We start from the raw sequence: 20,903 nt of genomic DNA, 5'->3' as shown, positions 1-20,903 counted from the left end.
GGCCGCAGCCTATGCCTGGTTGTACAGGTCCCAGGCCACGCCGCCATCGGCATCGTCATGGATGATCGCCATCAGCCCGCGCACGACAGCTCTCGGGTTGGCATGCTGGTAGATGTTGCGGCCATAGACCATGCCAAGCGCACCTTGTGCCATCAAGGCAGCCGATTTGTCGAACACAGCACGCAGGTCCTCCTTGCCGCCGCCGCGCACCAGCACCGGGCACCGCGCGGCCTCGACGACGCGGTGGAAATCGTTCGGATCGGTGGTCGGATCGGCCTTGACGATATCGGCACCCATCTCGCGGGCAAGCCGGGTCAAGGTGACGATCTTTTCGGCATCGCCGTCAACCATGTAGCCGCCATGCTCAGTGACCGGCAGCATGGCCAGCGGCTCGATCATCAGCGGCAGGCCGTATTTCTCGCAATCGGCGCGCACGCGGGCGATGTTCTGCACGCATTGCCGGAACAGATCCGGCTCGTCGGGCAGCATGAACAGATTGACCACGACGCAAGCCGCATCCATCTCGATGGCGCCAAGCAAGGGTTCGGCATCGTTCTGCAGCACCGCCCACATCGCCCGGTGGCGTGTCCTGTTGTAGGGATTGCCCATGTCGATGCGCATCACCAGCGCCGGCTTATCCTTGCCCGGTACGGACTGCAGCAGATCGGCCTGGCCGTAGTTCATCTGGATGGCGTCGGGGCCGGCCTTGACCAGCTGTGTGACGACACCGGCCATGTCTTCGAGCCCGGCAAGAAAGCTCGGTTCGTTGCAGACACCATGATCGATCGCCACGTCGAGGCAGCGGCCACCGCTGAACAGCCGGTTCATGCGGACTTTCTTGTTTACGCGCATAGGGCGCTCCTTTGATGCGTCTGGAGATCGATGCCGTGCCGGTCGGCCAGCAAGGCCAGGAAAGTCGAGCGTTCGGCGGCGGCCTCGCTGGCGCTCCAGCCCTTGTGCGCCGCCAGCATGTCGAGAACGGCGTTGATGAGGTCGAAGCTGAGGCCGCCCGAAATGGCGATGGTGGTGCGGCGCAGGAACAGGTCGGCAAGGCACTCGACCTGCTCACGCTCGATGATGCGCCCGATCTCGCTTGCCGAGTAGTCCGAGCGCGGCAGCACCTGTTCGCCAGCTGGATGCCAAACGAAGTCCCTGGCCGACGTGCCATAGCGCTGCAGCAGTGTCCCCGCACGCTCGACCGGCAGGCCGTGCTCGGCGGCGAATGACGCACACCAGGCCTGCGGATCGGCCGGAAAGTCGCGACCGCCGCCGATGGCCATGTCCTGCGTGCCCATGCTGCGCACGAGCCCGAGTCGCTTCAGCGCCATATCCGCGGCCAACGCCCCGAACGAACGGAAGGTCGTCCATTTGCCGCCGATCATGCACAGTGTCGCCGGCAGGTGTCCGGCCGGCTCGACGAACTCGCAAAAATGGTCGCGCGGTATGCGGCCGGTGAAACTATCTTTGCTGGCGGGCAAGGGACGTACTCCCGCGAAGCGGAACACGATCTGGTCGTCGGTAACCTTGATCGAGGGAAAGACGAAGGCGAGCGACTGCAGGATGTAGCGCTGCTCGTCCTCCTCGCAACGGACCTGGTCGGGATCGTCGACCCGAATGTCGGTCGAACCGATCAGCACCTTGCCGAGATAGGGAAACAGGATGCAGATGCGCCCGTCCTCGTTCTCGTAATAGACCATGTGGCCGCCGAGCGCGGCGTAGAGTTCTGCGTTGTCGACGATCAGATGCGAGCCCTTGGTGCCGCCCATCATTCTCTGCGCCGCTGCCCCGATGGCCTTGTTGGTCAGGTCGATCCAGCCACCGGTGGCGTTGATGACCAGTTGCGCCCGCACCGGCAGCTCTTTGCCCGTCAGTCTGTCGGTAATGGCAAGGACGTCGCCGGTCGATGATACCTGTGCATAGTTCAAGGCGCGCGCGTTCTCCCCGCTCGCCGTGGCGTCCAGCAGCATCTCCAGGCCGAGGCGTTCGGGCCGGCTTACCCAGGCGTCGTAGTAGGTCGCCGAATTGCGGATCGCCGGATTGATCGCCGGCCATTTTTTCAAGGTCTCGGCACGCCCCCTGAACCTGTGCGTCGGCATCAATCGACGTGCGGCGGTGAACAAGTCGTACATGGCAAGGCCGGCCTTGATCACCAGAGCGCCGCGCCGGCTCGGCCGCCGCGTCAGCCCCAGGAAACGCACCGCACCGTTGGCGAGGCCGGAAAACATATCGAAGATCGGCACCGTCGTCGGCAACGGGGCCACATAGTGCGGCGCATTCCTCAGCAGGCGGTCGCGTTCGAGCAGCGATTCGCGCACCAGTTTGAATTCACCGTTTTCGAGGTAGCGCAGGCCGCCATGCACCATGCGCGACAGGGCGGCACTGGCGCCGCTGCAGTAGTCGCCCTTTTCCGCCAGGACGACATCGACCCCTTGCAAGGCCAGTTCGCGAAAGACGCTGATGCCGTTGATGCCGCCACCAATGATGAGCACGGCAATATCAGGCCGGTCGCGCAGACCGGCGAGTGTTTGGCTACGGTTCATCGGGGCTGTTGCCTTTTTTGCTCAGGCATCCATCGCGGTGAGATGCGCGGCTGCCGCAGCGTCGATGGCTGCAAGATCGCTTGCCGCAAGCGTGATCTCGCCGGCCCGCGCATTGTCGAGCGCCTGTTCGGGATTGCGCGCGCCACACAGGGCGAAGGTGATACCCGGCTGGGCAAGCGTCCACGCGATGACGATCTGGGCCATAGACGCCTGGCGGCTTTCGGCGATCGGGGCGATTGCCTCCTTCAGCTTTGCCACCTTCTGCCGGTTGCCCATGGAGAAGCGTGGATTGTCCTTGCGCTGGTCGTCACCACAGAATGTTCGGCCGGGGTCGACAGTGCCTGTGAGCAGGCCCAGCGCCAGCGACGAGTAGCTGAGGGTGGCGATGTCATGGCGGCGGGTGATCGGCAGCAGGCTGCTCTCGATGTCGTGGTCGATCATCGAATAGCGCTCCTGGATCGCATCGAGCTGGCCGGCATCGATATAGTGGCTGAGATCCTCGGCGCTGATATTGCTGGCGCCGACAGCGCGGATCTTGCCGGCCGCCTTGAGTCTTTCCAGCACTGCCATCGTCTCGACGATCGGTGTCGTCGGGTCCTGCCAATGGGTGATGTAGAGGTCGATATGATCGGTGCCGAGACGCCGCAGGCTCTGCTCGACTTCATAGGCGATGCCGTCGGCGCCAAGATAGCGATGCACCGGCTTGCCGTCCTGGTCGAAGAAATGGCCCCCTTTGCCGGAATGCCAGTTTAGCCCGCATTTGGTCGCGATCACCACCTTGTCACGCTTGCCCTTGATGGCGGTGCCGACGATCGCCTCGCTGCGGCCAAGGCCGTAGGCCGGTGCGGTGTCGATCAGGCTGAGGCCGGCGTCGATCGAGGCTTCAATCGCCCGCACCGACTCCTTCTCGTCGGTGCCGCCCCACATCCAGCCGCCAATGGCCCAGGTGCCGAGGCCCACAGCCGACGCCGATATGCCGGACTTGCCGATCTGCCGCTGGATCAGTCGAGAATTCATGCTGCCTCCTGTTCGGCCAGCTCGAGCATCTGGAGCCCGGTGGCCTCGTCCGTGACGATGGTGTCGAGATGGTCTCCGCGCAGGGCGGCGAGGATCGGTGCGACCTTGCTGGGGCCGCTAGCGATGCCGATGGAGCGCGGGATGGTCGCGAACTCGTCAAGCGTCAATGAGACCAGCGAACGATTGAGCGAGTAGTTGCAAAGCTTGCCCTGGCGATCGATGAGATGAGCGAGCAGCTCGCCTGTGGCCCCGGACTTCTCGATCGCCTGGCGATCGGCATTCGAGGACGGATGAAGATCGTAGTAGCTGGAATCGTCGGTCAGGATGGAGCCGACGCCCACGACAGCGACATCGGCCTCTCGCGCCTTGCGAAACACGTCGGCGACCGAGCTGATGCCCATCAGCATCTCGCGCTGCTGCGCGGTGTCCGCAAACAGCGGTGCATGGATCTGGTAGGCGCGTCCGCCGAGCTTGTCGGCCATCAGCGAGGCGACATGGTTGACGTCTGTGTAGTGCTTGCCCTGGACCAGTCCGGTGGCGGGGATGATCTCGACATCGTAGCGGCGCCCCGGCTTGAGACCGGCGACCAGCGCGCTGACGCCCTTGCCGCCCGTAATCGAGATGGTGTCGCCATCCTTGATAGTGTCGAGCAGCAACCGTGCCGCCGCCTCGCCGACCCGCTGCAGGGCGGTGTGCGGATTTTCGGAGACTGACGGCACCACCACCGCCCGTTCGATGCCGCCCAGCGCCACCAGCCGCGCCTCCAGGTCGACCAGATGGTCGATCGGCGACTTGATCTTGATCTCGACGAGGCCGAGCTGGTGGCCGCGCTTGATGAGCCGGTTGACGGTGGCGTGCGAGATGCCGAGTTCCCTGGCGATCTCGGCCTGGGTCTTGCCTTCGACATAATGCAGGACAAGCGCCTGGTGCATCTGGCGGACAGCGGCGATGTCGTCGCGGGTGTTGGGAGGGGCCATGGTCTTGCTCGGTGCCTTGGAGGTTCAGGACTTCTTGCGGTGCAGGAAGTGATCGATCGATACGGCTGCGAGCAGAATGCATCCCTTGATCATGTCCTGCCAATAGACCGAGATATCGAGCAGGATGAGCGAGCTGGTCACCACCGAGAGCAGCGCCATGCCGAGGATCGCCCCGAAGATGGTGCCCGAGCCGCCATTGAGCGAGGCGCCGCCGATGACCGCCGCGGCGATGATGTTGAGCTCCATGCCGGCGCCGAAGGTCGGCGTCGCCGCGCCAAAGCGCGCCATGTAGATGACACCGGCCAGTCCGGCGAGGGTCGAGCACAGCACCGTGACCCAGAACTTCACCTGGTTGGTCCTGATGCCCGAGAACTGCGCGGCCTTCTCATTGGAGCCGGTGTAGAAAACCTTGCGGAAGGCCGTGGCGCGACGCAGCAGGAAATCGAAGATCGCCACCACGACGACGAAGATCAGGATGACATAGGGGATGTTGTTGAAACTGCCCTGGCCGATGGCCTTGAAAGCGGGCGGCAGGGTGAACAGCGACAGCGGCGTACCTTTGGTGACCACCAGGCACATGCCGCGCACGATGACCATGGCCGCCAGCGACGTGATGAAATGATTGAGGCCTATCACCGTGACGAAGAAGCCCATCGCCGCGCCGATCAGCGCGCTGACGCCGATGCCGATCAGGCTTGCCGTCCAGGGATCGAGGCCGGCGAGGAACAGCGCTCCGGAGACCACCATCGAGAAACACACGACCGAGCCGACCGACAGGTCGATGCCGCCGACGATGAGCAGGATGGTCATGCCGACAACGACGATGCCTTCGATGGAAAAGCTCATCAGCATGGCGCGGAAATTGCCCCATGTCAGGAAGTGCGGCGAGGCTAAGCTCATGGCGATGCACAGCGCCAGGATGATGACGATCAGCCCGGCCTCGCGCATCGATGCGAGCTGAGCGAAATTGATGCGCCGCGCGGCACTGGCGACCTTGATCTCGGCGTGCACGAGCACTTCTCCCGATTCCCTAGGCGACATTCTGGGCCTGCCTTTGAGTTGAACTGTTGTGGACGCCCGAGGCGAGCATGATGATGGCTTCCTCGCCGAGTTCGCTGGCGGCGAGTTCACCGGCGATCCTGCCTTCGCGCACCACCATGACGCGGTCGCACAAGCCGATCAGCTCCGGCAGTTCCGACGAGATGACGACGACGCCGACACCGCTGCTGGCAAGCTGGCGCAGCAGCCGGTGGATCTCCACCTTGGCGCCGACATCGATGCCGCGAGTCGGCTCGTCCATGATGATGACCTTGGGATCGACCGACAGCTGCCTGGCGATGGCGACCTTTTGTTGGTTGCCGCCGCTCAGCGTCGAGACGGCGGCCTCGATGCCAGCCATGCGTACGCCGAGCCTGCCGGTCAGCTCTCTCGCCTGACGATCCTCGGCCTTGCGATCGACCAGGCCCAGCGGTCCGGTCAGCCTGGCGAGGTCGAGCGCCGAGATGTTCGCCGCGATCGGCAGATCGAGGAACACGCCGGAGCCCTTGCGATCCTCCGAAAGGTAAACCAGGCCTGCTTTGACCGCATCGCCATAGCCGCGCAGCCGCAGCTGCTTTCCGTCGAGCGCAACGGTTCCTGCCGTCATTGGTCTGAGGCCACAGACCGTTTGCGCGATTTCGCTGCGGCCGGCGCCGATGAGGCCGCCTATGCCGAGAATTTCACCAGCGCGAAGTTGAAGATCGACGCCGGCGAAGCGGCGACCATCGGAAAGCCCCCCGACCGACAGGAGCAGGCGCCCCGGCTCTTGCGGCGCCAGCTTGTCGGGATAGAGCTGGCTGATTTCGCGGCCCACCATCTTGCGCACGACATCGTCCGGTGAGACGGCGGCGATCGGATCGGTCACCACGTAGCGGCCATCGCGGAAGACGGTGACGCGGTCGCACAGCGAAAATATCTCGGCCATGCGATGGCTGATATAGACCACGGAAATGCCACGCTCCCTGAGCCCGCGCACGATCGAAAACAGGCGCTGTGCTTCGCTTTCGGTGAGCGCTGCGGTTGGCTCATCGAGCATCAGCACCTTGCAGTCGAGCGTCAGCGCCTTGGCGATCTCGACGAGCTGCTGGCTGGAAATGGAGAGATCCGCGACCCTGGTGCGCACCGGAATGGGCGCGAGCAGGTCCATGACCTTCTGGGCATCGGCGTAGAGCCTCTGGAAATTCATCAGCGGCGCGCGCCGGCTGTTGATCGCGGCCATATAGATGTTTTCGGCAACCGTCGCGTCCTGACACAGCGCTATCTCCTGGTGGACAAGCGCGATGCCGAGGCGTTGGGCGGCCGCGGGCGAGTGGATCGAAACACGCTCCCCATCGATCAGGATGTCGCCCTCGTCGGGCTGCAATACACCGGCGATCATGTTCATCAGCGTCGACTTGCCGGCGCCGTTCTCGCCGCACAGCGCATGGATTTCGCCGCGCCGCAGCTCGAACTGCACATCGCTCAGCGCCTTGACCGGGCCAAACGCCTTGGACAGGCCGCGGATTTCAAGAATGGGCGACTGGGTCACGCCATGCTCCTGCGATGCTTGCGGGGAGGAAGGAGGCCGAAGCCTCCTTCCCGGTTGGTCCGGCCTTGCCGGCCGGGGCAGCGAGATCGAGGCTATTCCTCGATACCCTTGGTGCCGCGACGCTTGAGGTACTTGTCCCAGTAGAAGTCGTCCGCATTGTCCTTGGAGACGATGGAGAAGCCATTGTCGACGAACGGCACGCTCATCGGGTTGAAGCCCGAACGCTTGGCATCGTTCATCGGGTCGATCAGGCCGGGATGCTTGGCCATCCACAACAGCATGAAGCCCATATAGCCTTGCATGCCCTGGTTGGGATTGACCGAGCCAAAGATCTCGCCGGCCTTGATCATGTCGAGGATCTTGGCATTGACGTCGGCGAGCATGACGCGGATCTTGCCGCCGCCTTCCTTGGCTGCCTGGGCGGCACCAATGGCCGAATTGGCCTCCGGCATGAACACGGCACCGAGGTCAGGATGCGCCTGCGCCAGACTCAGAACGGCCTGATAGGCCTTGGTCGGATCCTGGTTCGAGGCGGCCCGGCCGACGAGCTTCATGTCAGGCCATTTGGCTTCCATGCGAGCGACGAAGGCGTTGACGCGCTTGTCGTGATTGTCCTGACCGGGATTCTCCAGCACCGCATATTCGCCCTTGCCGTCCATCGCCTTGGCAACGGCGTCGGCGGCATAGGTGCCTTCGGCATTATTGTCGGAGGTGATGTAGGAGACACGCTTGGAATTCGGCGAGTCTGCGGCGAAGGTCACCACCGCGGTGCCCTGCTCGATGGCGCGGTTGATCGGCTCGATGAACGGGTCGGAGTTCATCGGGTGCACCAGAATGCCGGCCGGCTTCTGCGCGAGCGCCTGGTCGAAGGTCGCGATCTGCTTGTTGACGTCGTATTCAGGCGTACCGGTATAGGCGGTCTCGCAGCCGAACTGCTGGCCGGCCTGCTTGAACATTTCATAGACCGGGAACCAGTATTCGACGCCCGAGACCATGACGTTCATGACGTATTTTTCACCCGGCTCGCATTTGAACGGGTTGGGGGTTTCGGCGCGTACCTGCATCGGCCCAAAGCAGGTCGATGCAGCCGCCGCGATTGCGAGCGTGCTCAGAAATTTGCGCAAGTTTCCTCCCTTGGCCGAAGCCATCCTCAATGACCGTCGCAGGCGCTCAACGAGCGCTGCCGTATGGATCTGATGAAGCCGACCTTCCTCCGAAAGCCGACGATTGGGACAGTACAGCCCGGGCGCGTATTGTCAATATAATTCACATAGTGAAATATATTTCATATCGTACGGCGGGACGCATGCGGTCTGGTTCGGCGAGGCCGATCGCGGCCGCGCCAAGGTTGCGCGCATGCTGGGCAAGGCCTTTCTCGCCTTTGGCGCCGAACCGGATATGGTAGAATATTGGCACGGGACTTTCGCAGTGATGCCCGACCGCAGGCCGCGCCTTTATCGCCTGGCGCACGATGGTCGCTTCCTCCGGCACGATCTCGCGATCGCCACGGATGGGCTCGCCTTCGGAATCGAGTTTCTTCATCACCCGGTAGCCGTAGCACAGCCCGCCCCCGGCCTTGCCCTTCTCCACCCTCCCCCGCAGACCACGATGGGTTTGCCGGTATTTCTCTGTCGAGACGCCCTTCGCGAAGAGAGAGACTCGGAAAGGAGAATCTTAATACATCTATATAAATCAATAACTTATGTCATACTTTGTAACATTGTGACGACCGACAAAATGACCCCGACAGACGGCTCCGGTGCAACATTAAGGTGAGCACCGCTGAAACCTTTACATCAGTCCATGCGCTATTAGTCGCGCAGCCGGCATCCGCCGCAGCGCTACCATTGCGACAACGCCAAGCAGCGGGCCAGGCGCGAGGATCAGGAAGCTCCAGCGCCAGCCGAAAGCCTCCGCCACCGACGAGGTCAGGTGGATCGAGACAAAGGTGAGCGCGATGCCGACGCTCAATTGCAACGACAGTGCCGTGCCGACATAGCGCTGGTCGCTTAATTCGGTGGTCATGGCGGAAAACTGCGCGGAATCGCCGATGACGGTCATCCCCCAGAGAATGGCAATGGCGATGAACAGCCAAAGCGGCCCCTCGAAAGCGAGGCCGATCGTCAGCGCACAAAATCCCGAAAGCGTCATCATGATTGCTGCTGTTGCCGTGCGGCCGATGCGGTCGGCGACAATCCCGCCCAGGATCGACCCGATCCCTCCAGACGCGACGACAAGGAAGGCAAGCAGGGACGCCGTCCTTGAGCCATCGATGCCGAGGCTGGGGGTCCCCGCCCTGATATAGGCCAGCATCCAGCCCCACATGGCGTAGAGCTCCCACATGTGTCCGAGATAGCCGAGATTGGCGAGAGCCAGCGGGCGGTTCTGCAGGACCGCCCGGATATGGCGGCGGTCGAAGGTCGATTTGGCGAAGGGATATGGGCCTTCACTGCCAAGACACAGGATCAGGATTGCGCCAGCCAATGCAGCGAGCGAGGTCGCGATGATGACATCCTGCCAGGAGACATCAGTAGCAAATGCGGACAGCAGATGCGGAAACGCCGATCCGAGCGTCAGCGCCGCGAGCAAGGCACCCAGTGCCATGCCGCGCCCGCGGCGGAACCAGGTCGAAACCAGTTTGAGCGACGGTGGATAAACACCTGCCAAGGCAACGCCGGTGGCGAAGCGGGCAAGCAGCAGCAAGCCGACGGACGGGGCGACCAGCAGGCAGAGATTGGCAATGGCGGCGATCAGGGCACTGATGCCGATCACCTTGCGAAGCGAGACGATGTCCAGCAGGCCGGCAATGCTGGAGGCGAGCGCGCCAACCGCAAAGCCGACCTGCACGGCGCCTGTGATCCAGGCGCCTTGCGCTGGCGACAACCCCCAGACTTGCGTCAGCTGCGGCGCGATCGCGGTAGCCGAAAACCAGGCAGTCATGGGCAGGAAGGCGCCGGCGCAGATCACCGCCAGCATCGACCAGCGCCGGCCAGCGCCAATGCCGGCCGGGTTCATGGCTGCCATGGGTTCCATCTGGCGGTCTCAGACGGTGACGGCGTTTTGCAACCGCTTCAGCAGTGGAAGCAGACCGGCCGGGTCGGGTCGGATTGTGTAGTCCGGGCTCACCTCCTTATAGACGATGATGCCATCGCGCCTGATCACGAACCGCGCCGGCATCGGCAACGTCCATGACGGGTCTTCGTTGATGGCAGGTAGGTCAACGCCGAAGCTCTTGTAGAGCGCGATCAGATCGTCGGGCAGGCGGAAGCGCAGGCCAAAGGCGTTGGCGACCTCGCCGTTCGGGTCGCTCAACATCGGGAACGCAACCTGCTTGTCGCGCTTGGCCTTGCGACCGTTCGCCGGTGATTGCGGGGAGATGGAGGCCAGCTGCGCGCCGGTGGCGTTGATTGCCGGCCAGGTTTCCTGCAGTGCGCCAAGTTCGATGTTGCAATAGGGGCACCAGACACCGCGGTAGAAGCTGAGCACCAGTGGGCCGAGCGCCAGCAGGTCGGCCGACGAAACGAGGCCGCCATCAGCCTCCATCAATGCGAAGGTCGGGGCGACAGCACCGACTCCCAGGGCGCGGGCGGCCTGACCGGAAGCGATAAGCTCGGCGGTGGCGCGATGCATGATCTCGACCGCCTGTCTGGGCGCCTTCTTGCTCTCAAAGTCGGCCTTGAAGGCATCAAGCTTGTCTTGAAGCGACATGGAATTACTCCGAAGATTTCTCACCGCTCTCAAAGCGGCGGAAACGTCCTCGCCTATTTCCCAAAACAGGGGTAGCCTGCCGGAAAGGATAGCAATCATTCGGAAAATGGATGGCTGACCGGCTCCAGGAACTTGAAGTGTTTATTCGGGTGGCGGAGCGTGGCAACCTTTCACAGGTCGCCCGCGAAATCGGGCTGTCGCAGCCCTCAGTGTCGCGGATCCTGAACGATCTCGAGGGGCGCATCGGCGCCCGCCTCCTCGTCCGCACCAGCCGGAAGGTCGGGCTGACCGAGGCGGGGCATGGTTATCTCGGACAGGTCCGGCCGCTGCTTGCCGAGCTTGGGGCGGCGGCCGATACTGCGGCCGGCAATGAGGAGTTGCGCGGGCTGCTGCGGGTCGAGCTGTCTGTCACTTTCGCCGTGCGCGCGCTCATTCCGCGGCTGCCCGGCCTTCTTGCCGAGCATCCCAACCTCTCCATTGAACTGATGATGGACGATCGCAGGCGAAGCCTTGTCGAAGAAGGCGCCGATGTCGCGGTGAGGCTCGGTCTGCTCGACAGTTCCAGCCTGATGGCGCGCAAGGTCGGGCAGACGCCGCGACTGCTGGTGGCCTCACCGGACTACATCGCCCGGCGCGGTTTGCCGCAAAGCCCTGGCGATCTGGTTCAGCACGAGGTCATCTTCGGCCCCTCCGACAGCAGCGGCGCTACTTTTCAAGAACTGATCGGCCCGGAGGCCAACTTTACTCTGCCGGAAAGCCCGCGCATCCGGGTATCGAGTTCAGCCGGCGTCACCGCCTGCGTGCTGGCTGGACTTGGCGTGGCCTTCGGTTCCGGCTGGATGTTCAATGCCGAGCTCTCGGACGGCAGCCTTCGCCGGCTGCTACCGGAGTTTCCGCTGCCGACCATCCCCATCCATGTCCTGTTCCCGGCCGGGCGCCAGCCGAGCAAACGGGCAAGAGGGTTTGCCGATTGGCTAAGCAGATCGCTCAGTTCGTCATGACTCTAGATTGTCAGAGTCTTGATTGTCTTGCCGTCGGCGCCCCATTCGCACCATGGTGCAGGCCACTTTGCTGAAAACGATTTATTGCGTTAATCTTCGAATATGCACCATCGCTGATAGATCATTTCGCTGAGGGGGCGAAAATTCATGGAGATGCAGCAGGTCCGCTATTTTCTGGCCCTGTCCAACACGCTAAATTTCACCCGAGCAGCGGAAGAGTGCAATGTCACGCAGCCGGCCCTGACTCGCGCAATCAAGACCCTCGAAGACGAGTTGGGCGGTGAGTTGCTTCGTCGCGAGCGCCAGCATTCCCATCTGACCGAGCTTGGCCGGCGCATGCTGCCCCTGCTGCAACAATGTTACGATGCTGCGACCTCCGCAAAATCTCTCGCAAAGGCCGTGCAAAGCAGTGACGTCGCCCCACTCAACGTAACCATTTCCAACAGCGTCAACATAGCGCTGCTGGTCTCTCCCTTCACCGAGCTTTTCCGAGCCTACCCTGGGGTGCATCTCAAGATCAGTCGCGGTTCCCCGACCGCTGTCATCGACGCCCTAAAGAACGGCGAGGTCGAACTGGCGGTTGCCGGTCCGCTGGGACAGGCTTGGGATCGGCTCGACACGTGGCCGCTTTTCCAGGAGGGGATCGAGCTCGTCGTGAACTCCGATCACCCTCTTGCCCGCCGAAACGAAGCGGATGTAGCGCTGAGCCAGTTAGCCGCAGAACCCGTGCTCAGTCGGATCGACTGGGAAACGAGCGAAGATCTGTCGCGCGGTCTCTCGGCAAAAGGGATTACGCCTCGCACCACACATGAGGTTGAAACCGACCAGGATTTGCTGGCGCTGCTGGAAGCCAATGCAGGCGTTGGCTTTGTCTCGATGACCGCACCCCGCTCGCCCAACGTCCGCAGACTCAAGCTGCGTGATCTGGATGTTTCTCGGATCGTCGCCGTCTACGCAGTCGCCGGCCGACATCGCTCGCAGGTGGCCGTGACGCTCCTCAACCTCCTGCGATCAACCGACTGGTCGACATTTGGCGTCAGCGAGCCCGCCTGAGCGCCGCGATCAAGTCGTCAATGTCCATCCGCCGACGATAGTCGGGATCGACGAACCGATCTGTGACGATGCCATCAGTTCCAACGACGAAAGTAGCAGGGATCGGCAGGAACCAGCTGCTGTTGCCCTGATAGTTCGGCAGATCGAGGCCGAGGCCCATCAACCGCTCCATCTCGGCTCCCACCCAGATCGCCAGGTTGAGGGACAAGGCGTAGCCATTGTCGATATCCGTCAGGAAAGGAAACTGAGCACCAACCGAGGCCTTCATTGCCTTTGCGAATTTGCGCCGCTCCGGCATGATCACCACGACTTGGCCGCGCAGCGTCGAAATCTCTTGTTGGGCTTCGACGATGCCGATCGCATTCAGGCGACAATAGGGACACCAATGTCCGCGCTGAAAGGTAATGACGGCCGGCCCGTGGCTAAGGATTTCAGATAGGCTCACGAGCCTGCCCTCGTCATCAGGCAACAGGAATGCGGGCATAACATCGCCGGGGGCGGGAGCACTTGCACCAGCTCCCTGTTCCTTGAGGCGCGCCACGAGCCGGTCAACCGCGTCAGCGAACTCCGAGTTCAGTCGGCGCACTGCGCTCGCGATCACCGCCAGCCTCTCGTTGAGAGGTGCATCGAGTTCGATGGCAGCCTGGACGGACTGTTCAAATGTCATTGGCTGGTCGTCGGCGGCCATTTCTGCACCTTCGCAATTTCCATGCAGCCTAACATTGAAGCCCCACGGGCACGGCCATGCTTTTCTTGCATGGAGTCGATGCCCTGCGTGCATCGAAGCTATGCGGATTCATCTTCTGTTCGGTATTGCGGCTCGAATCGTTACATCAGATAGCCAGACTTCCGAAGCGGAAGTCTGAAAGCGGCATCCAGGCATCGCGTGTGGCTACTGTCACAGCCATCCCTGCACCACCGCCACCGAGGATCGCGACATCATATTTTTCCACCGTCCCGGCCTATCGAGATTCAATGCAATTTGACCCGCGGTTTGGTGCGGTGCGACAGGATTCCCACGATCGTATCCCGCATGGTCTTGAAGGTCCCGTGCACCGCCTTGAGATGCATCTTGTAGAGCGAATGATACATCAGCCGGGCAAGAAAACCCTCGACCTTCAGTCCGCCCACCAGGCTGCCAAAGGTGCCGTAGTCGGCCAGTGAAACGAGAGAACCGTAGTCGCGGTAACGGAACGCCGGCGCCTCCTGCCCTTCGAGGCGTGCCGCAATCACCTTGACCATATGATCGGCTTGCTGATGGGCCGTCTGGGCGCGCGGCGGCAAGGGATCTTCGCTGCCGGGCAACACACAACGCGCGCAGTCGCCGATCGCAAACACGTTTTCGTCTCCCATGGCCCGCAGCGTCTCATCCACGACCAGGCGGTTGATGCGATCCGTATCGAGGCCATCGAGTTGCTTCAGAAAATCCGGCGCCTTTATCCCCGCGGACCATACGACGAGTTCAGCTGGCACGAACAGCTTCTCGCCAAGCCTGATACCGTCTTCTGTCACTTCGGTGACCTTTATGCCGCATCGGATCTGGACGCCGAGATCAACAAGCCGGCGCGCGGAAGAGCGCGCAAGGTGTTCCGGCAAAGCCGGCAGGATGCGCGGTTCTGCCTCGACGATGGTGATGCGGATCAGCCTTTCGAAATCGATGTTGTCGAGATTGTGCGAGGCGATTTCTCGCATCGACTTATGCAACTCGGCGGCCAGTTCAACGCCGGTGGCCCCGGCGCCAACGATGACGCAATGGAGTTGGCCTGGTGAAAGCTTCTCGTATTGGGCGTTCGCACGCAGGCAGGCGTCGATCATGCGCTTGTTGAAACGGGAGGCCTGACCGGTCGTGTCGAGCGCAATGGCGTGACGCGCCGCCCCCGGCGTCCCGAAATCGTTGCTGACGCTGCCCACGGCCAGCACCAGCGTGTCGTAGCCCAACACCCGCGGCGGAATGATCCGTCTGCCGTCGTCGTCGAAGCTCGGCGCCACAAAAACCTGGCGCTTGGCGCGGTCAATGCCGACGACTTCACCGATCCGGTAGCGATAGTGGTGCCTGTTGGCATGTGCGATGTATTCCACCGCATCGCTCGACGGGTTCAACGCACCGGACGCCACCTCGTGCAGAAGTGGCTTCCAGACATGTGTGCGATTGCGATCGACGAGCGTTATGGAAAGCCGCCGCTTGCCGAATTTCCTGCCGAGCCGTGTTGCCAACTCGAGTCCACCGGCACCTCCGCCGACGATGACTACGCGATGCCGTGAACTGTCGGCGTGGGATGGCGTCTCTGGTATCGTGCGTAAAAGCGCGGCGTCGTTGGCGAGCACGGCTTCCGGAACCAGCCGCATCCCAGGAGTGATGATCTGCATCGGTAGTCTCCGTCTTTTCCTCGGGCTCGCCGCTGGAACAACTCACTCTTGCGATTCGTGAATAACGATGCCCTGGAGCAGGTCGACGTCGCATTCCCACGGCTTCTCCAAGAGGACGCGTTGCCCGTGCTCGTATCCGGCCTCCCAGCGGGTGCGAATGCCTGCGCGGGTAAAGTCGATATCCTTGGTGTGATCCTCTCCGTCGAGGCGCGGTGACAGCAGCCGCACAAGATGCATGACCGACGGACAGCCGTAGGCCGCAAGCTCCTTGAACATTAGATCCTCGCGCCGCTCTTCAGGGACCAACTTTCCCATTTCGCGCACGACGTGGCGCAAACGATGCAGTTGCTCCTGGCGGGCGACGTGGCTACGTCCGCGGCTGGCGTATTGAAGATCCTTCTGCCGGCCCATGACCTGCCAGATCGATTTCGGTTCAGTGGCGCGCGGTTGCCACATGTTGACGGCGAAGATCAGCGCGTCGCGCCGCGGACGCTCGTCCAGCACGACCTCGATAGGCGTGTTCGAATAGATGCCGCCATCCCAGTAGGGCTCGCCGTCGATGCAGACTGCCGGGAAAGCCGGCGGCAAGGCGCCCGACGCCATGATATGGGCCACCGACAACGGCATCAGGCTGCTATCGAAATATTTGAGTTCGCTGGTGTTGACGTTGACAGCGCCGACTGTCAGCCGCGTGTAACGGCGGTTGAGGCAATCGAAGTCGATAAGGTTGTTTAGCGTCCGCTTCAGCGGATCGGTGGTGTAGTAGGATGCATTCTCCACACCCACTTCGCGATTGACCCCGAACATTGCGCTTGGGTTGGGCTCGAAGAATCCCGGTATGCCACGTATCACCGTGCCCATATTGGCAAAAATGTTGCTTGGAACCATCATCCGGAAGAACTCGTCGAGCGGACTGCTGCGACCGACGCCATCCCAGAATTCGCGCAGTCTTGGCAGGCGGTCTTGTGGTTCGTTCCCGGCAATGAGCGCGGCGTTAATTGCGCCGATCGAGGTGCCAATCACCCAGTCCGGCTCGATACCGCCTTCGACCATCGCCTGGTAGACGCCGGCCTGATACGCGCCCAGCGCGCCGCCGCCCTGCAGGACCAGCACGGTCTGTCGCTGGACCGAACCATCGGCCACACTGGCGGCCGCTTGCACAGGTTCCGACGCCGAAGGATTTCTGGTGATCTTGTTCATGGTTGTTCAGCTCCTCGTTGCCGGATTCAATGGGCGGTCCAGCCGCCTTCGATCGGCATGATCGCGCCGGTGATCGAAGCCGCATCCTCTGAGGCCAGGAATAGGCAGAGCGCCGCTACCTCAGCTACAGTCACGAACTGTTTGGTTGGCTGGGCTGCCAGGAGCACGTCCTTGATCACCTGTTCTTCCGTGATCCCGCGTGCCTTGGCTGTGTCGGGTATCTGCTTTTCGACCAATGGGGTGAGGACGTATCCTGGGCACACCGCGTTGACGGTGATGCCTTGCTCAGCGACTTCAAGCGCGACCGTCTTGGTCAGACCGGCGACCCCGTGCTTGGCAGCGACGTAAGCGGATTTATACGGTGAAGCGACGAGCGCGTGGGCAGATGCAACATTGATGATGCGACCCCATTTGCGCTCTTTCATGCCCTGCAGCGCGCGCCGGATCGTGTAGAAGGACGACATGAGATCGATCGCCACGACCGCCTCGAATTTCTCGATCGGAAAGTCGTCGATCGGCGCGACATGCTGGATGCCGGCATTGTTGACGAGGATGTCTACTGCGCCGAACTCGGCGATTGCCTTGTCCATCATCGCGGTGATCGCGCTGCCCTTGCTCATGTCCGCGCCGTCGTAGCAAACAGTCACACCATGGTTCGCGGCAAGCTTTGCCCTCAGCGACTCGATCGCACCGGGATCGCCGAAGCCGTTCAGAATGATGTTGCAGCCCTTCGCGGCGAAGGCTTCGGCAATGCCTTGGCCGATGCCGCTGGTCGAGCCTGTGATCAGTGCCGTCTTTCCTCTGAGCATCGTTGTTTCCTTCGGTTGAAGCTGCGGCCGAAATGGCCTGCAAAGGGCTGCGAGCAACGGGCCTTAGCACCCGGGTCTCGACTTCTGGGGCCAAGTATGGCGGCTGGCTCGGGACAGCGGAAATGCCGTTGAGACATGGATTCGATAGCCGACCGTCAGATCGTCAATCTGTCGCCTGGGTTTTCAATGCCGGATCGGGTTGTTTGACGTTGGGGCAACTAGTAAGATCACCGGGCAATGCGGGTCGTGCCGTATGCCAGCCGCTGGGGGAGCGTGCAGTGGAGATCAGCCAGGTCAGGTATTTCTTGGCCGTCGCCAAGGAAATGAATTTCACCAGGGCGGCCGAGCTGTGCAACGTTACGCAGCCGGCACTGTCACGCGCGATCAAGTTGCTCGAAGATGAGTTCGGCGGCGCGCTTTTTCACCGTGAACGGCGCTTCACCCATCTGACTGAACTCGGTCGCATGGTCGAGACCTATCTCGAAGGCGTTTTCGAGAACTCCAGGCAGGCAAAGCAGATCGCCGAGCAATACGTGCACCTGAAGAAAACGCCTCTCCGGGTCGGCATCATGAGCACGATTGCTCCGGATGAAATCATCGAGCTCATCTCGTCCGTGCGAACGCACCATCCGGGCGTGGAGCTTCATCTTTGCGATGCCGATGCACCGAGCTTGCGCAAACGACTGCTCGGGGGAGATCTCGAGGCAGCAATTTACGCGTTGCCGTCAAACGTGCCCGATGAGGAGGTTCACTCCTTGCCGTTGTTCCAGGAACAGATGGTGATGGCAGTTCATCTGAACCATCGCCTGGCCAACCAGCGCAGCGTGCGGGTGACGGATATGAGCAATGAGACCTACATCCACCGCAACAATTGTGAATTTGCCGGTTATACCGATGCCATTCTTGCCTCGCAGGGCGTGACCGTCAGTCACGTTTACTGGAGCGATCGTGACGATTGGACACTCGCAATGATCGCCGCCGGGCTTGGTTTCGGATTCATGCCTGAGCATACCGCCAAGCACCCCGGAGTGGTGCCGTTGCCGATCACCGATCCGGAATTCTGGCGCGAGGTCAATCTCGTCACGGTGCGCGGCCGCAGGCATTCGCCGGCGGTTGGCGCACTCGTGCGCGAGGCCACGCAGAAGAAGTGGTTCGGCGAGCGTGCAAAGGCGTTGTCCGCCGCTGAATAGCCTCTGCGCGCAAACACGTTCTTTCCCATGCCAGAGTGATGGATCTCCGGCACATGCCCACGCTCAGTTCTTCCTGATTGTCGAGGTCACCGACTGGATGACCTCGGTTGCCATCTTGAACTGCGGGGCGCGGTCGGTGATGCCATGACGCTTGGCGATCCAGTCGAAGTCGCTATAGGCGGCGTAAACCGCGCCATCCGCAGTCTGATAGACGAGCACGCGCACCGGCCAGTCGAGACCGGCTTCGGGATTGGATGTGATGAAGGTTGTCCCGAGGGCCGGGTTGCCGAACATCACCAGTCGCGACGGCTTGACTTCGTTGCCGGCATTTTTGCCCAGCTTTGCCTGGTCGATGACGCCGAAGAACTTGATGCCTTTCTTGAGGACATCCTTCTTGATGCGGGCGACGGTCTCAGTGACGGAATAGTCGCTCTTCACCGTGACAACGCCATCAGAAGCGGCGGCTGGTATGGCGGCAGCTATCAGTAGGGCGGCTCCAGCAATCATGGTCTTGAGGTAGTTGGTCATGTCAGTCTCCTTTGTTGAATGGTCATTTTTCGGTCTTGGGTGTCACGTCTTTGGAGGTTGCAGCACGCGCGCCACCGCGATGGCGCCGGCAAGGAAGGCGGCGAGCACGGCCACGCATGCCGTCCACCCGATCCGGTCGTAAATCTGTCCGATGACGAAGCTGCCAGCGAGCCCGCCCCCATAGTAGGAGGCCAAGTAGATGCCGCTCGCGGCGGTGCGATCGCGCGAAGCGGCCCGGCTGACGTGTCCCGTTGCTATCGCTTGCGCCAGGAAGGTTCCCATGGCGACCAGCGCCATCCCTGCAAGGACGATCGGCAGGCTGGTTGTGAGCAACAGCAGCAGCCCAACGATTGCCATCGCAAGCGTTGCACCGATGCCAATCCTCGGGCCGAGACCGGCCGTCACACGTCCGGCGAGTGGCGTGGTCAGCATCGATGGCAGGAAGACGAAATAGATCAGTCCGAGTGCCATCGGTGACAGCGACAGCGGCGGGGCGACAAGCTGGAAATTCACATAGGTGAAGGTGCCTATGAAGACGAAAAGGATCAGGAAGCCGATCGCGAAACAAGCACGTAGTTCGGCATTCTCCAGAGGGCCTTTCCAAGATGCGCGGGCAGAATGACCGACCGTATCGACGCGCATCGCTGCCGAAGTCTTTTGTAGCGTGAACCAGACAAGCGCCGCGCCAGACAAATTGAGAGCCGCGAAGGTCAGAAAGTTGGTGGAGATGCCGAATGTGTCGGCGACGGCGGCCGACATCAGTCGTCCGAAGAAATTGCTGGCGACATTGCCCGTTACATAGGCGGCGAGCGCACTGGTCGTCTGCCGTGCGGAGAAATGTTCGGCCAGGTAGGCCATCGTCAGCGTGAACGCGGTCGACATGCACAGGCCTTGCGCAACGCGCAGGAGGGCAAAGACGACTATGCTGTCGGTCTGCGAAAGCAGTGTTGTCGGGATCGCCAATATGGCCAAGCTGATCCAGATGCCATTGCGGCGATCGATGCCGCGCCCGAAGAGGGCAACAGCGATACCTGCCACCGCCATGCCGAACGTGCTGGCGTTGACGGCGAACCCCATAGTTGCACGGCTGACGCCGAATTTTATCACCAGTGACGGCAGTATTGCCTGGGTGGCGAACAGATCGACAAGCGTAAGAAATGCGATCAGCGCAACAAGGCCAAAGCGCCGACTATCTGCGGCCACGTTGTGCAGCGGCGTCATTTCTGTCTGTTCACTGGTTGTCATGACGAGGCTCCGTGGCCGGACGTCCCCAGGCGATTACCTGAGGACGCGCATTCGGTTGCTGAGTGTGGGAACTGTCCGCCCAAACGTTCGGATCACATCATGTGGTCGTCGTGCATCGCGGGCGGAAGGACGTCGGCGGAATAGAGCACCGCGGGCACCTTTCCGTTGTTCTTCCACCAATGGGCGAGCTGGCCGAACTCAGCGGTCACATCGCCAGCAGGGTGCTCGATTCCGACCTTGCAGGTGCTGGCGTATTCAGTGATCGAGCCCTCGACGACGATAATGTTAGCGGGGCGAACCGTGTGCTCATGCCACGGCACCACGCCGCCCGGCTGAACGACGAGCTTGCGCAGACGCAGCATGTTGCCCTTCCAGGCTTCGCCCTTCGGGCTGAGATCGATCGCCGAAAGAACGGTGTCGGTCACGCCGATCGGCTTGCTGGGATGTTCCTGGATGTCGGTCGTGGCGGCCTGTCCGGCGGGGCAGTCGCCGGCGAAGGCTGGAGCAGAGGAAAAAGCAGCGGTTGCCGAAAGCAGACCTGCCGCAAACGAAAGGGTGAGTTTTTTGGTAGCCATCTTGTATTTCTCCTTTGTCGGTGCCCAAACGCGGGAGGCGGGGCATGACGCGGAGGGTGACGGGAGCGATCCGAAAAGAGAAATGCTGACTGGCTCTGAAATCGATACCTGAAAACTATCGTGGACC

Annotated in this window: 20 protein-coding genes; 3 read left to right on the top strand and 17 right to left on the bottom strand. The window is 61.9% G+C overall.

Features of this window, described 5'->3' with window-relative positions; all coding sequences use genetic code 11:
• Positions 1-9: 9 nt before the first annotated feature.
• From ASD12_RS28450 to ASD12_RS28405, 10 genes are all read right to left on the bottom strand, one after another.
• The gene (locus ASD12_RS28450) at positions 10-828 is read right to left on the bottom strand and encodes an aldolase (RefSeq protein WP_200951027.1); all 819 of its coding nucleotides are present in this window, start codon (positions 826-828) and stop codon (positions 10-12) included.
• 14 nt (positions 829-842) lie between these two features.
• Positions 843-2,540: a glycerol-3-phosphate dehydrogenase/oxidase gene (locus ASD12_RS28445; RefSeq protein WP_056594697.1), complete on the bottom strand. Its 1,698-nt coding sequence runs from the start codon at positions 2,538-2,540 to the stop codon at positions 843-845.
• A 21-nt stretch (positions 2,541-2,561) separates the two neighbouring features.
• A complete protein-coding gene (locus ASD12_RS28440) occupies positions 2,562-3,557 on the bottom strand; it encodes an aldo/keto reductase (protein ID WP_056594692.1) in 996 nt (331 codons plus the stop codon).
• A complete protein-coding gene (locus tag ASD12_RS28435; protein WP_056594688.1) occupies positions 3,554-4,534 on the bottom strand; it encodes a sugar-binding transcriptional regulator in 981 nt (326 codons plus the stop codon). The genes ASD12_RS28440 and ASD12_RS28435 overlap by 4 nt, the downstream gene beginning before the upstream one ends.
• Before the next feature lie 24 nt (positions 4,535-4,558).
• Complete coding sequence (locus tag ASD12_RS28430; protein WP_244483006.1) at positions 4,559-5,575, bottom strand: ABC transporter permease; 1,017 nt, start codon at positions 5,573-5,575, stop codon at positions 4,559-4,561.
• Positions 5,565-7,100 carry a sugar ABC transporter ATP-binding protein gene (locus ASD12_RS28425; protein WP_056594676.1) on the bottom strand — a complete coding sequence of 512 codons (1,536 nt, stop codon included), beginning with the start codon at positions 7,098-7,100 and terminating at the stop codon, positions 5,565-5,567. Before ASD12_RS28425 ends, ASD12_RS28430 begins: the two co-directional genes overlap by 11 nt.
• A 92-nt stretch (positions 7,101-7,192) precedes the next feature.
• Complete coding sequence (locus tag ASD12_RS28420) at positions 7,193-8,224, bottom strand: substrate-binding domain-containing protein (protein WP_056594673.1); 1,032 nt, start codon at positions 8,222-8,224, stop codon at positions 7,193-7,195.
• 142 nt (positions 8,225-8,366) lie between these two features.
• On the bottom strand, positions 8,367-8,690 hold the full coding sequence (locus ASD12_RS35910; RefSeq protein WP_056594670.1) for a hypothetical protein: 324 nt from the start codon (positions 8,688-8,690) through the stop codon (positions 8,367-8,369).
• 201 nt (positions 8,691-8,891) lie between these two features.
• Positions 8,892-10,124, bottom strand: a complete 1,233-nt coding sequence (locus ASD12_RS28410; protein WP_056595228.1) for an MFS transporter — start codon at positions 10,122-10,124, stop codon at positions 8,892-8,894.
• 18 nt (positions 10,125-10,142) lie between these two features.
• Positions 10,143-10,808: a peroxiredoxin-like family protein gene (locus tag ASD12_RS28405; RefSeq protein WP_056594666.1), complete on the bottom strand. Its 666-nt coding sequence runs from the start codon at positions 10,806-10,808 to the stop codon at positions 10,143-10,145.
• 110 nt (positions 10,809-10,918) lie between these two features.
• Between ASD12_RS28405 and ASD12_RS28400 the strand changes: the two genes are divergently transcribed.
• Both ASD12_RS28400 and ASD12_RS28395 read left to right on the top strand, forming a co-directional pair.
• The gene (locus ASD12_RS28400; RefSeq protein WP_056594663.1) at positions 10,919-11,809 is read left to right on the top strand and encodes a LysR family transcriptional regulator; all 891 of its coding nucleotides are present in this window, start codon (positions 10,919-10,921) and stop codon (positions 11,807-11,809) included.
• Between the two features lie 147 nt (positions 11,810-11,956).
• Positions 11,957-12,862, top strand: a complete 906-nt coding sequence (locus ASD12_RS28395; RefSeq protein WP_056594659.1) for a LysR family transcriptional regulator — start codon at positions 11,957-11,959, stop codon at positions 12,860-12,862.
• Here the strand turns inward: ASD12_RS28395 and ASD12_RS28390 are convergent.
• The 4 genes from ASD12_RS28390 to ASD12_RS28375 form a co-directional block, all read right to left on the bottom strand.
• The gene (locus ASD12_RS28390; protein ID WP_056594656.1) at positions 12,846-13,550 is read right to left on the bottom strand and encodes a peroxiredoxin-like family protein; all 705 of its coding nucleotides are present in this window, start codon (positions 13,548-13,550) and stop codon (positions 12,846-12,848) included. The genes ASD12_RS28395 and ASD12_RS28390 overlap by 17 nt on opposite strands.
• Positions 13,551-13,834: 284 nt before the next feature.
• Positions 13,835-15,229, bottom strand: coding sequence for an NAD(P)/FAD-dependent oxidoreductase (locus tag ASD12_RS28385; protein WP_082525735.1), 1,395 nt, complete (start codon positions 15,227-15,229; stop codon positions 13,835-13,837).
• A 42-nt stretch (positions 15,230-15,271) separates the two neighbouring features.
• Positions 15,272-16,429, bottom strand: coding sequence for a patatin-like phospholipase family protein (locus tag ASD12_RS28380; RefSeq protein WP_082525734.1), 1,158 nt, complete (start codon positions 16,427-16,429; stop codon positions 15,272-15,274).
• 26 nt (positions 16,430-16,455) lie between these two features.
• A complete protein-coding gene (locus ASD12_RS28375) occupies positions 16,456-17,238 on the bottom strand; it encodes a 3-hydroxybutyrate dehydrogenase (protein ID WP_056594653.1) in 783 nt (260 codons plus the stop codon).
• A gap of 278 nt (positions 17,239-17,516) precedes the next feature.
• On the opposite strand from ASD12_RS28375, the gene ASD12_RS28370 reads away from it, so the two are divergent.
• Positions 17,517-18,428 (top strand): LysR family transcriptional regulator, encoded by a 912-nt coding sequence (locus ASD12_RS28370; RefSeq protein ID WP_056594650.1) that lies wholly within the window; start codon positions 17,517-17,519, stop codon positions 18,426-18,428.
• Between the two features lie 63 nt (positions 18,429-18,491).
• Here the strand turns inward: ASD12_RS28370 and ASD12_RS28365 are convergent, their stop codons facing one another.
• The 3 genes from ASD12_RS28365 to ASD12_RS28355 form a co-directional block, all read right to left on the bottom strand.
• Entirely contained in the window at positions 18,492-18,935 is a 444-nt protein-coding gene (locus ASD12_RS28365; RefSeq protein ID WP_244483017.1) for a DUF302 domain-containing protein, read from the bottom strand.
• A gap of 63 nt (positions 18,936-18,998) precedes the next feature.
• Complete coding sequence (locus ASD12_RS28360; RefSeq protein ID WP_056594644.1) at positions 18,999-20,201, bottom strand: MFS transporter; 1,203 nt, start codon at positions 20,199-20,201, stop codon at positions 18,999-19,001.
• 92 nt (positions 20,202-20,293) lie between these two features.
• The gene (locus ASD12_RS28355) at positions 20,294-20,776 is read right to left on the bottom strand and encodes a cupin (RefSeq protein WP_056594641.1); all 483 of its coding nucleotides are present in this window, start codon (positions 20,774-20,776) and stop codon (positions 20,294-20,296) included.
• Positions 20,777-20,903 lie beyond the last annotated feature (127 nt).

The organism is Mesorhizobium sp. Root102 (assembly GCF_001425625.1).
Taxonomy (GTDB): Bacteria; Pseudomonadota; Alphaproteobacteria; order Rhizobiales; family Rhizobiaceae; genus Mesorhizobium.
Note: the sequence above shows the minus strand (reverse complement) of the source record. Positions and strands in the feature narration are given on the sequence as shown.